This window comes from Cupriavidus necator, from assembly GCF_040578825.1.
GTDB lineage: Bacteria > Pseudomonadota > Gammaproteobacteria > Burkholderiales > Burkholderiaceae > Cupriavidus > Cupriavidus necator_E.
In genome coordinates this window covers 52,243-64,547 of record NZ_JBEFLI010000030.1, presented here as the reverse complement: position 1 = coordinate 64,547, position 12,305 = coordinate 52,243, and the positions used below count along the sequence as shown (strand labels likewise).

The 12,305-nt window shown below is 64.4% G+C and carries 9 protein-coding genes; 8 read left to right on the top strand and 1 reads right to left on the bottom strand.

What is annotated here, in order from left to right; all coding sequences use genetic code 11:
- Positions 1–111 precede the first annotated feature (111 nt).
- Complete coding sequence (locus AB1I47_RS16655) at positions 112–903, bottom strand: HAD-IIB family hydrolase (RefSeq protein ID WP_354684845.1); 792 nt, start codon at positions 901–903, stop codon at positions 112–114.
- A 178-nt stretch (positions 904–1,081) separates the two neighbouring features.
- On the opposite strand from AB1I47_RS16655, the gene ugpB reads away from it, so the two are divergent.
- The 8 genes from ugpB (at position 1,082) to lpdA (ending at position 12,262) form a co-directional block, all read left to right on the top strand.
- Positions 1,082–2,398 (top strand): sn-glycerol-3-phosphate ABC transporter substrate-binding protein UgpB, encoded by a 1,317-nt coding sequence (ugpB, locus tag AB1I47_RS16650; RefSeq protein ID WP_354684844.1) that lies wholly within the window; start codon positions 1,082–1,084, stop codon positions 2,396–2,398.
- A gap of 142 nt (positions 2,399–2,540) precedes the next feature.
- Positions 2,541–3,422, top strand: a complete 882-nt coding sequence (ugpA, locus tag AB1I47_RS16645; RefSeq protein WP_354684843.1) for a sn-glycerol-3-phosphate ABC transporter permease UgpA — start codon at positions 2,541–2,543, stop codon at positions 3,420–3,422.
- 11 nt (positions 3,423–3,433) lie between these two features.
- On the top strand, positions 3,434–4,282 hold the full coding sequence (gene ugpE / locus AB1I47_RS16640; RefSeq protein ID WP_354684842.1) for a sn-glycerol-3-phosphate ABC transporter permease UgpE: 849 nt from the start codon (positions 3,434–3,436) through the stop codon (positions 4,280–4,282).
- 38 nt (positions 4,283–4,320) lie between these two features.
- The gene (locus AB1I47_RS16635) at positions 4,321–5,421 is read left to right on the top strand and encodes a sn-glycerol-3-phosphate import ATP-binding protein UgpC (RefSeq protein WP_354684841.1); all 1,101 of its coding nucleotides are present in this window, start codon (positions 4,321–4,323) and stop codon (positions 5,419–5,421) included.
- A 21-nt stretch (positions 5,422–5,442) separates the two neighbouring features.
- Positions 5,443–6,192, top strand: coding sequence for a glycerophosphodiester phosphodiesterase (gene ugpQ, locus AB1I47_RS16630; protein ID WP_354684860.1), 750 nt, complete (start codon positions 5,443–5,445; stop codon positions 6,190–6,192).
- 322 nt (positions 6,193–6,514) lie between these two features.
- Positions 6,515–9,367 (top strand): 2-oxoglutarate dehydrogenase E1 component, encoded by a 2,853-nt coding sequence (locus AB1I47_RS16625; RefSeq protein WP_354684840.1) that lies wholly within the window; start codon positions 6,515–6,517, stop codon positions 9,365–9,367.
- Between the two features lie 90 nt (positions 9,368–9,457).
- Positions 9,458–10,726 (top strand): 2-oxoglutarate dehydrogenase complex dihydrolipoyllysine-residue succinyltransferase, encoded by a 1,269-nt coding sequence (gene odhB, locus AB1I47_RS16620; RefSeq protein ID WP_354684839.1) that lies wholly within the window; start codon positions 9,458–9,460, stop codon positions 10,724–10,726.
- A gap of 111 nt (positions 10,727–10,837) precedes the next feature.
- A complete protein-coding gene (lpdA, locus tag AB1I47_RS16615; protein ID WP_354684838.1) occupies positions 10,838–12,262 on the top strand; it encodes a dihydrolipoyl dehydrogenase in 1,425 nt (474 codons plus the stop codon).
- Positions 12,263–12,305: the final 43 nt, after the last annotated feature.

The window sequence follows — 12,305 nt, the reverse complement described above, 5'->3', positions numbered from 1 at the left end:
ACCAACGCCGCTTGTGTGCTTGCGCGTCTGAACAAAGCCACGAGGCCACGCGTACACTCCCCTCTCCCGCGCGCGGGAGAGGGGAGCAAACCACCGCGGTGCGTTAGCGCGTCAGCCCCGCGCCTCAACCAGCCGCTGCGCCATCTCCGCAAATCCCTCTCCACCCGCCGCAGCCGTGATGTAAGCCGGTGGCACCGGCAACTGCGGCAGGATGTCCCGCACATTGGCCACCCCGACGGACAGCGGAAAATGCGCGAACATGCTCGCATCGTTTGCCGAATCCCCGATAAACAGCCATTCGTCGCGGCGCGCATCCAGGTCTTCGCCAAGCAGCTCAGCCACGCACAGCCTGCTCATCGACAGCTTGTCGTGCCGGCCGAACCAGCCGTTGACGTGGATCGAACTGACGGTGGCGGTCATGCCGGCGTCGCGCATGATCTCGGCGATGCGCGCCACGGCAGCCTCTGGCAGCGGCTTTACGTCTTCCGCATGATCGATCGCCAGGTCGGCCGCATGCCACGCCTGGTCGGACGCCAGCGCGCAGCCCGGCACTTCACGCACGATGCGTTCTCCTAACGCGCGGATACGCTCGAGGTTGCGCGCACGCGTCTCGGCATCATCCAGGAAACGGGTCTGCAGGCGGCCATGGTGCAGGTGCGAATAGAAGGCGCCGTTTTCCCCGATGATCGCGTCGACCGGCCACAGCCGGGTCAGGATCTCGGCCCAGGCAATGCAGCGCCCGGTGACCGGGATCACGTGCAGGCCGGCGCGGCGCAGTCCGTCCAGCGCCAGGTAGGTGGAGGCAGGCAGCCGGCCGTCGGTAGTCAGGGTGCCGTCGATGTCGGTCAGCACGCCGCGCACCCGCTGCAGCACGGAATTAGAGAGTTTGTTCAGGGCTTGCATGGCGAGGGATTGTAACGGGGCGCTTGCCGTCTTCGTCCGTTATTGCACTGCAAAATGACGCGTACTGGTGAAGTTGCTGATTTGCTTGTGCGGGTGCGAGAGGCGTAACATGCCGCTGTCACAAAAGAATCACATAGTGTCGGATTTCACCGACCCAGACACACTCCAGGAGCCACTGATGTCCCTATCCCGTACCGTGCTCAAACTCGCAGCGCTGGCGGCCCTGACCGGGGCCGGCAGCGCCCACGCCGCCGTTGAAATCCAGTGGTGGCACGCCATGCAGGGCGCGCTGAACGACAAGGTGAACGAGATCGCCAACAAGTTCAACGCCAGCCAGTCCGACTACAAGGTGGTGCCGGTCAATAAGGGGAACTACGACGAGACCATGGCCGCTGGCATCGCCGCTTTCCGAGCAGGCGGCGCGCCGGCGATCCTGCAGGTGTTCGAGGTGGGCACCGCCACCATGATGAGCGCCAAGGGCGCGATCAAGCCGGTGTCGGCGGTGATGAAGGACGCGGGCGAGAAGTTCGACCAGAAGGCCTATATCCCGGCGGTGGCGGGCTACTACACCTCGTCCAAGGGCGAGATGCTGTCATTCCCGTTCAACAGCTCGACCACGGTGTTCTATTACAACAAGGACGCCTTCAAGAAGGCCGGCCTGGATCCGGAAAAGCCGCCCAAGACCTGGCCGGAAGTGATGCAGTACTCGGCCAAGCTGAAGGCCTCGGGCACCAACTGCGCCTACACCACCGACTGGCAGGGCTGGGTCCACCTGGAAAGCTTCTCGGCCTGGCATAACACGCTGTACGCCACCAAGAACAACGGCTTCGGCGGCACCGATACGCGCCTGGTCTTCAACAGCCCGCTGCACATCAAGCACATCACCAACCTGCATGACATGGTGAAGAAGGGCTATTTCAGCTACGGCGGCCGCAAGGCGGAATCGCAGGCCAAGTTCTATAACGGCGAATGCGCGATGTTCACCGGCTCGTCGGCATCGCTGGCCAATATCCGCAAGAACGCCAAGTTCGCGTTTGCGGTGGCGCAGCTTCCGTATTACCCGGAGGTGCAGGGCGCCCCGCAGAACACCATCATCGGCGGCGCCTCGCTGTGGGTGATGGGCGGCAAAAAGCCCGAGGAGTACAAGGGCGTGGCCAGGTTCTTCAACTTCCTGTCTCGTCCCGAGATCCAGTCGGACTGGCACCAGGCCACCGGCTACCTGCCGGTGACGATGGCCGCTTATGACCTGACCAGGAAGTCGGGCTACTACGACAAGAACCCCGGTGCGGACGTGTCGGTGCAGCAGATGGTCGTCAAGACCACCGACAAGTCGCGCGGCGTGCGCCTGGGCAATATGGTGCAGATCCGCACGGTGGTGGACGAGGAACTGGAAGCCGTCTGGGCCGGCAAGAAGGAGCCCAAGGCAGCGCTGGATTCGGCCGTCGCCCGTGGCAACGACCTGCTGGAACGTTTCCAGAAGACCGCGCGCGAATAGCGCCGGGTCTCTAGTCAGCTGACGTGACAAGCGGGCGGCGGCGAAACCTCCGCCCGCTTGCATTGTGGCGCGCCTCACCTGGCCGGCCACTGCATTATTTCTAGTCCGATGCCGCGACCCGCGGCATTCGCCGGAATCCTTTATGGAAAAACGCGTAGTTTTCCGCTCGCCCTGGCTGCCGTATCTGCTGGTGTTGCCGCAGATCGCGATCACGCTGATCTTCTTCTTCCTGCCTGCCGGGCAGGCGCTGTACCAGTCGATGCTGCAGCAGGATGCCTTCGGCATCAACCTTGAGTTCGTCGGCCTTGATAACTTCCGCATGCTGTGGAACGACCCGCTGTATGTCGAGTCGTTCCGCATCACGGCGGTCTTCGCCCTGGGCGTCACCGTGGTGGGACTGACCACCGCGCTGGCCCTGGCCTACTTTGCCGACCGCGTGATCCGCGGCGCGGTGGGCTACAAGACGCTGCTGATCTGGCCCTATGCGGTCGCGCCGGCGGTAGCGGGCGTGCTGTGGATGTTCATGTTCAACCCGACGCTCGGCGTGGTGTCATTTGCGCTGCGCAAGCTCGGCGTGGAATGGAACTTCCTGCTCAACGGCAACCAGGCGCTGCTGCTGGTGGTGCTGGCCGCGGCCTGGAAGCAGATCAGCTACAACTTCCTGTTTTTCCTTGCCGGGCTGCAGAGCATCCCGCGCTCGCTGATCGAGGCCGCCGCCATCGACGGTGCCGGCCCGTGGCGCCGCTTCTGGTCGATCATCTTCCCGCTGCTGTCGCCGACCACGTTCTTCCTGATGGTGATCAACGTGGTCTACGCGTTCTTCGACACCTTCGCGATCATCGACGCGGTCACGCACGGCGGCCCGTTCAATTCGACCAACACGCTGGTGTACAAGGTCTTCCATGATGGCTTCCGCGGCATGGATATCGGTGGCTCGGCCGCGCAGTCGGTGGTGTTGATGGTGATCGTGATCGGGCTGACCGTGGTGCAGTTCCGCTACGTCGAACGCAAGGTCCAGTACTGACGGAGGCAGCCATGGTAGAACGACGTCCCTTACTCGATTTCCTGACCCACGCGGTGCTGATCCTTGGCATTGTGGTGGTGGTGTTCCCGGTGTACCTGACCTTCGTTGCGTCGACGCTGACCGCCGAAGAGGTGCTGGACGCCCCGATGACGCTGATCCCCGGCAGCCACCTGATCGACAACTATCGTACCGTGCTGTTCCAGGGCGTGGGCGAGGCCGCTTCGCCGGTCTCGACCATGATGAAGAACAGCCTGATCATGGCGCTGGGCATTGCGCTGGGCAAGATCGCGATCTCGATCATTTCGGCTTTCGCGATCGTTTATTTCAAGTTCCCGCTGCGCAAGACCTTCTTCTGGCTGATCTTTATCACGCTGATGCTGCCGGTGGAGGTGCGCATCCTGCCGACCTACAAGGTGGTGTCCGACCTTGGGCTGCTGGACAGCTACTTCGGCCTGACCATCCCGATCATCGCGTCGGCCACCGCTACCTTCCTGTTCCGCCAGTTCTTCCTGACGATTCCCGACGAGCTGGCCGAGGCCGCGCGCATCGACGGCGCCGGACCGCTGCGCTTTTTCTGGGATGTGGTGCTGCCGCTGTCGCGCACCAGCATCGCGGCACTGTTCGTGATCCAGTTTATCTACGGGTGGAACCAGTACCTGTGGCCGCTGCTGATCACCACGCAGAAGTCGATGACGCCGGTGGTGGTGGGCGTGACGCAGATGATCTCGCGCTCGGGCGATGCGGCCACTGACTGGAACCTGGTGATGGCGACCGTGATGCTGGCGATGATCCCGCCGGCGGTGGTGGTGGTGCTGATGCAGAAGTGGTTCGTCAAGGGCCTGGTGGAAACCGAAAAATAAGGCGTGGCGCCACCAGCGCGCACGCAGGAACAACAGCAATGGCAAAACTGTCGCTACGCAACGTTCAGAAAACCTACGCCGGCACCGCCCAGGTGGTGCACGGCATCGACATGGAAATCGCCGACGGCGAATTCATCGTCATCGTCGGCCCGTCGGGCTGCGGCAAATCCACGCTGCTGCGCATGGTGGCGGGGCTCGAAACCATTTCCGGCGGCGAGATCCATATCGGCGACAAGATCGTCAACAACCTGGAGCCGGCCGAGCGGGACATCGCCATGGTGTTCCAGAACTACGCGCTCTATCCGCATATGAGCGTGTACGACAACATGGCCTACGGCCTCAAGATCCGCGGCATGCCCAAGGCCGAGATCGAAGAGCGCGTCAAGCACGCCGCCGGCATCCTGGAACTGGCGCCGCTGCTCGAGCGCAAGCCGCGCCAGCTCTCCGGCGGGCAACGCCAGCGTGTGGCGATGGGCCGCGCCATCGTGCGCGAGCCGGCCGTGTTCCTGTTCGACGAGCCGCTGTCCAACCTGGACGCCAAGCTGCGCGTGCAGATGCGGCTGGAGCTGAAGGAATTGCACCGGCGCCTGGGCACCACCAGCCTGTACGTGACCCACGACCAGGTCGAGGCGATGACGCTGGCCGATCGCATGATGGTGCTCAACGCCGGGCGCGTCGAACAGATCGGCACGCCGCTGCAGGTCTATGCGCAGCCGGCCAGCACCTTCGTGGCCGGCTTTATCGGTTCGCCGCCGATGAACCTGATCCCGGTGGTGCGCAATCCTGCCGGCGACAGCCGTGCGCAGATGCGCGTGGTGGCGAAGGAGGGCGATACCACTACCGCCACGCTGGGCCACCTGCCGATGGGCCTGCACCTGCCGGAGCAGGCGCTGCTGGGCCTGCGGCCCGAGCATATCGAGCCGTGCGCCGCGCACGAGGCCATCGCCGAAGTCGATGTGCGCGTGGTCGAGGCGCTGGGCGCGGATTCATTCGCCTATGGTTCGCTCGGCGGCCAGCCGGTGGTGGTGCGGCTGGAAAGCCATGCGCGCGTGCGCGCCGGCGACAAGCTGCCGGTGACGTCCTCGGCCGATCACCTGCATTTCTTTGCGCCGGATACCGGCAAGCGCATCGAGGCCTGATCCATGCCAAACGCAGCGCACATGCAGGACTGGCCATACCCGCGCCATATCGCGCACCGCGGCGCCGGCAAACTGGCGCCGGAAAACACGCTGGCCGCGTTCCGCCATGGCGCGAGCTTCGGTTACCGGATGTTCGAGTTCGACGTGAAGCTGTCGGCCGACGGCAAGCCGGTGCTGATGCACGACGCCACGCTCGACCGCACCACCAGCGGCAAGGGCAGGGTGGATGCGCTGACGCTGGCCGAACTGGCGCAGCTAGACGCCGGCGGCTGGCACAGTGCTGCCTACGCGGGCGAGCCGGTGCCGACGCTGGCCGCGATCGCGCGCTATACGCAGGCCAACGGCTTGATGGCCAATATCGAGATCAAGCCGGTGCCCGGCACCGAGGAGCGCACCGGCGCGGCGGTGGCGCTCGACGCGCAATCGCTGTGGTCTGGTGCCGCGGTGCCGCCGCTGCTGTCGTCCTTTTCCGAGCAGGCGCTGGCCGCCGCCGCGCGCGTGGCGCCGGACCTGCCGCGCGCGCTGCTGCTCGACAAGCTGCCGGCGGACTGGCCCGAGCGGTTGCGCCGGCTGGGCTGCGTGGCGCTGGATGTTAACCACCGAGAACTCGATGCCAGCGTCATCGCCGCCGCCCATGCGGCCGGTTATCGCGTGCTCAGCTACACCGTCAACGACCCGGCCCGGGCCGCGCAATTACTGGAATGGGGCCTGGATGGACTGATCACTGACGCCGTCGACCGGATCTCTCCGAAGCCTGAATCGCAGCCTTGAATTGTTGTACGGATGTTGCGAAAGTCCGACACCGCGTTTAATTGTTGTCGGGTGTAGTTTCGTTCTGCGAAAAGTCCATATCGCGTTTTGGCAAACATGCTATGCTTACCGCCGTGAAGACTTAGGTCCTTCCCCGCACAACTTGCCCTTTCGGGCCTTGTGAGGAAGCCAGCACACGCGGCACCCTAGTGGTGCCGTTTGCGTAAGCGCCCTCCGTTGGGCTCCCAAGAGTTGTTTGCAATCCGCTAACCGGTCAAGCCGTGTCGCGGAAGGTTGAATAACCCGCTGAACTCCGGCATTCCCGGAGAATAGTGAGCGTCCCATGATGCAGCAGTACCAGAGCAATTCGTACCTCTTCGGCGGTAACGCCCCGTATGTCGAAGAACTGTACGAAGCCTACCTCCAGAACCCCGCCTCGGTTCCCGACAACTGGCGTTCGTATTTCGACGCCATGCAGAACGTTCCCGCCGTCGACGGCTCGAACGGTCGGGACGTTGCCCACGCTCCCATCGTTGCCTCGTTCGCCGAGCGCGCCAAGCAAGGCCCCATCAAGACCATCGTTGCCTCGGCCGATTCCGACATGGGCCGCAAGCGCGTCGCTGCTACCCAGCTGATCGCCGCCTACCGCAACATCGGTTCGCACTGGGCCGACCTGGACCCGCTCAAGCGTCAGGAGCGTCCGCCCCTGCCGGATCTGGACCCCGCGTTCTACGGTTTTTCCGAAGCTGATCTCGACATCGTCTTCAATGCCAGCAATACGTACTTTGGCAAGGAGTCGATGAGCCTGCGCGATCTGCTGAACAACCTGCGCGAAACCTACTGCGGCACCATCGGCGCCGAATTCATGTACGTCAGCGACCAGGCGCAGAAGCGCTGGTGGCAGGAGCGCCTGGAAACCACGCGTTCCAAGCCGGTCTTCACGCTGGAAAAAAAGAAGCACATCCTCGACCGCCTGACCGCGGCCGAAGGCCTCGAGCGCTTCCTGCACACCAAATACGTCGGCCAGAAGCGCTTCTCGCTGGAAGGCGGCGAAAGCTTTATCGCCGCGATGGACGAGCTGATCCAGCACGCCGGCAGCAAGGGCGTGCAGGAAATCGTGATCGGCATGGCCCACCGTGGCCGCCTGAACGTGCTGGTCAACACGCTGGGCAAGATGCCCGCCGACCTGTTCGCCGAATTCGAAGGCAAGCACGTCGACGACCTGCCGGCCGGTGACGTCAAGTACCACAAGGGCTTCTCGAGCGATGTCTCGACCGAGGGCGGCCCGGTCCACCTGTCGCTGGCGTTCAACCCGTCGCACCTGGAAATCGTCAACCCGGTGGTCGAGGGCTCGGCCAAGGCCCGCCAGGAACGCCGCGGCGAAGTCGGCCACAAGGAAGTGCTGCCGGTGCAGGTGCACGGCGACGCCGCCTTTGCCGGCCAGGGCGTGGTGATGGAGACGCTGAACCTCGCGCAGACCCGCGGCTACGGCACGGGCGGCACGATGCACATCGTCATCAACAACCAGATCGGCTTCACCACCTCCGACCCGCGCGACGCCCGCTCGACGCTGTACTGCACGGACGTGGTCAAGATGATCGAGGCCCCGGTGCTGCACGTGAACGGCGACGATCCCGAAGCCGTGGTGTACGCCATGCAGCTGGCCGTTGATTTCCGCATGGAATTCAACAAGGACGTCGTGGTCGACATCATCTGCTTCCGCAAGCTGGGCCACAACGAGCAGGACACCCCGGCGGTCACGCAGCCGCTGATGTACAAGAAGATCGCCCAGCACCCCGGCACGCGCAAGCTGTACGCCGACAAGCTGGCCGCGCAGAAGCTGGTCCCGGCGGAATTCGGCGACGAGAAGGTCAAGGAATACCGCGCCGCGATGGACGCCGGCAAGCACACCGCCGACCCCGTCCTGTCGAACTTCAAGAACAAGTTCGCCGTGGACTGGATGCCGTTCCTGAACCGCAAGTGGACCGACGCCGCCGACACCGCCGTGCCGGTGACCGAACTGAAGCGCCTGGCTGAACGCATCACCACCACGCCTGAGACGCTGAAGCTGCATCCGCTGGTGGAGAAGGTCGTCAAGGACCGCGCCAACATGGGCCGCGGCGACCAGCCGCTGGACTGGGGCATGGGTGAGCACCTGGCCTTCGCTTCGCTGGTGTCGTCGGGCTATCCGGTGCGCATCACCGGCCAGGACGCCGGCCGTGGCACCTTCACCCACCGCCACGCCGTGCTGCACGACCAGGCCCGCGAGCGCTGGGATGCCGGCAGCTACGTGCCGCTGCAGAACGTGTCGGAAAACCAGGCACCGTTCACGGTGATTGACTCGGTGCTGTCCGAAGAAGCCGTGCTCGGCTTCGAATACGGCTACTCGGCCGCCGAACCGAACGCGCTGGTGATCTGGGAAGCTCAGTTCGGCGACTTCGTCAACGGCGCCCAGGTGGTGATCGACCAGTTCATCTCGTCGGGTGAAGTGAAGTGGGGCCGCGCCTCGGGCCTGACCCTGATGCTGCCGCACGGCTACGAAGGCCAGGGTCCGGAACACAGCTCGGCCCGTATCGAGCGCTTCCTGCAGCTCTGCGCGGACCACAACATGCAGGTCTGCCAGCCGACCACGCCGGCGCAGATTTTCCACCTGCTGCGCCGCCAGATGATCCGCCTGTTCCGCAAGCCGCTGGTGATCATGACGCCGAAGTCGCTGCTGCGTAACAAGGACGCCGTGTCGTCGCTGTCGGAACTGGCCAAGGGCCATTTCGAGACCGTGATCGCCGACCAGGAAGAACTGAACGCCAGCAAGGTCAAGCGCATCATCATGTGCTCGGGCAAGGTCTATTACGACCTGGTCAACTCGCGCAAGGAACGCGAGGCCAACGACACCGCGATCATCCGCCTGGAACAGCTCTATCCGTTCCCGCACAAGGCAGTTGCCGCGGAACTGAAGAAGTATCCGAACGCCAACGAAATCGTCTGGTGCCAGGATGAGCCGCAGAACCAGGGCGCCTGGTTCTTCGTGCAGCACTACATCATGGAAAACATGACGGAAGGCCAGAAGCTCGGTTATGCCGGTCGTCCTGCCTCGGCTTCGCCGGCGGTGGGCTACTACGCAAAGCACAACGAGCAACAGAAGGCGCTGCTGGAGGCTGCCTTCGCCAAGCTCAAGGGCTTTGTTCTGACCAAGTAAATCAAGCGGCAGCCACGGCGACGCCAGCAGGTGTCCGCCGTGGCATTGCCCGCATAAAGACAACACGCATAACACGAGGAATTCACAACCATGGCTATTGTTGACGTCAAGGTTCCGCAACTGTCCGAATCGGTCGCCGAAGCGACCATGCTCAACTGGAAGAAGAAGCCTGGCGAGGCTGTTGCACAGGACGAAATCCTGATCGAGATCGAAACCGACAAGGTCGTGCTGGAAGTGCCGGCCCCGTCGGCTGGTGTCCTGTCGATTATCGTCAAGAACGACGGCGATACCGTCGTGGCCGATGAGATCATCGCCAAGATCGACACCGAAGCCACCGCTGGTGCTGCCGCTCCGGCCGCAGCCGCAGCTGCCCCCGCCGCTGCTGCCGCTGCTGCCGCTGCTGCACCGGCCGCTGCTGCTGCCGCGCCTGCCGCCGCCGGCGGCGTGGCCATGCCGTCGGCTGCCAAGCTGATGGCCGAAGCCGGCCTGTCGGCTGGCCAGGTTGCCGGCACCGGCAAGGACGGCCGCATCACCAAGGGCGACGTGCTGGGCGCAGCCGCTGCACCCGCACCCGCCGCCAAGGCTGCCCCGGCTCCGGCCGCCGCCAAGCCGGCGCTGCAACAGGTTGCGACTCCGGTCGACTTCGCCGCGCTGGGCGACCGCCCGGAAGAGCGCGTGCCGATGAGCCGCCTGCGCGCCCGTATCGCCGAGCGCCTGCTGCAGTCGCAAGCCACCAACGCCATCCTCACCACGTTCAATGAAGTGAACATGAAGCCGGTGATGGACCTGCGCAACAAGTACAAGGACCGCTTCGAGAAGGAACACGGCGTGAAGCTGGGCTTCATGTCGTTCTTCGTCAAGGCCGCGGTGCACGCGCTGAAGAAGTTCCCGCTGATCAACGCTTCGATCGACGGCAACGACATCGTCTACCACGGCTACTTCGACATCGGTATCGCGGTGGGTTCGCCGCGCGGCCTGGTGGTGCCCATCCTGCGCAATGCCGACCAGATGAGCCTGGCCGACATCGAGAAGAAGATCGCCGAGTTCGGCGTCAAGGCGCGTGACGGCAAGCTGTCGCTGGACGAGCTGAGCGGCGGTACGTTCTCGATCTCCAACGGCGGTGTGTTCGGCTCGATGCTGTCGACCCCCATCATCAACCCGCCGCAATCGGCCATCCTGGGCGTGCACGCCACCAAGGACCGCCCGGTGGTGGAAGACGGCCAGATCGTGATCCGTCCGATGAACTACCTGGCGATGTCCTACGACCACCGCATCATCGACGGCCGTGAAGCCGTGCTGGGCCTGGTCGCGATGAAGGACGCGCTGGAAGATCCGGCCCGCCTGCTGCTGGACCTGTAAAGACCGGTCCACCCCCGCGCGCATCGGCACGTGCTGCCTGCGCGCGGGGCGCATCTCCAGTTTTGACGGCGCGCCGGCACATGCTGCTGCCGGCGTCCACAAAGGAAATCCATGAGCAAACAATTCGACGTGCTGGTGATCGGCGCCGGCCCCGGCGGCTATATCGCCGCGATCCGTGCCGGCCAGCTTGGCCTGAACGTGGCCTGCTGCGAAGGCAACGCCTACGACGATCCCAAGAACGAACCGCGCCTGGGCGGCACCTGCCTGAACGTGGGCTGCATTCCCTCCAAGGCGCTGCTGGCGTCCTCGGAAGAGGTCGAGAACGTCCAGCACCACCTGGGCGACCACGGCATCACCGTGGGCGACGTCAAGGTCGACGTGGCCAAGATGCTCAAGCGCAAGGACGACGTCGTCGGCAAGATGACCAAGGGCATCGAGTTCCTGTTCCGCAAGAACAAGGTGACGCTGCTCAAGGGCTACGGCAAGTTCGTCGGCAAGACGGCCGAGGGCTTCCAGGTCGAGATCGCCGGTGAGGTCGTGACTGCGAAGCAAGTCATCATCGCCACCGGTTCCAAGGCTCGCCACCTGCCGGGCATTCCCGTTGACAACGACCTCATCAGCGATAACGAGGGCGCGCTCAAGTTCCCGTCCGTGCCGAAGAAGCTGGGCGTGATCGGCGCCGGCGTGATCGGCCTGGAGCTGGGCTCGGTGTGGCGCCGCCTGGGTGCCGACGTGACCGTGCTGGAAGCGCTGCCGGCCTTCCTGGGCGCCTGCGATGAAGGCGTGGCCAAGGAAGCGCAGAAGCTGCTGACCAAGCAGGGCCTGAAGTTCAGCCTCGGCGTCAATGTCACCGAAGTCAAGACCGGCAAGAACGGCGTCACCGTCAGCTACACCGACAAGGACGGCGCCGCGCAGACGCTGGAAGTCGATCGCCTGATCGTGTCGGTCGGCCGCGTGCCCAACACCGACAACCTGGGCCTGGACGCTGTTGGTCTGGCTGCCGACCAGCGCGGTTTCATCGAGGTCGACGACCACTGCGCCACCAAGGTGCCGGGCCTGTGGGCCATCGGCGATGTGGTGCGCGGCCCGATGCTGGCGCACAAGGCCGAGGACGAAGGCGTGGCCGTGGCCGAGCGCATCGCCGGCCAGAAGCCGCACATCGACTACAACTGCATTCCGTGGGTGATCTACACTTTCCCGGAAATCGCATGGGTGGGCAAGACCGAAGCCCAGCTCAAGGCCGAAGGCCGCGAGTTCAAGGCGGGCCAGTTCCCGTTCATGGCCAACGGCCGTGCACTGGGCATGGGCCATCCGGAAGGCTTCGTCAAGATGCTGGCCGATGCCAAGACCGACGAGATCCTGGGCGTGCACATCGTCGCCGCCAACGCGTCGGACCTGATCGCCGAAGCCGTGGTGGCGATGGAGTTCAAGGCCGCGAGCGAGGATATCGGCCGCGTCTGCCATCCGCACCCGTCGATGTCGGAAGTCATGCGCGAAGCCGCGCTGGCAGTCGACAAGCGTCAGCTTAATATGTAAGGCGTATGCTTCGCATAGCCTGAGTACCGGCGCGCCGCATCCG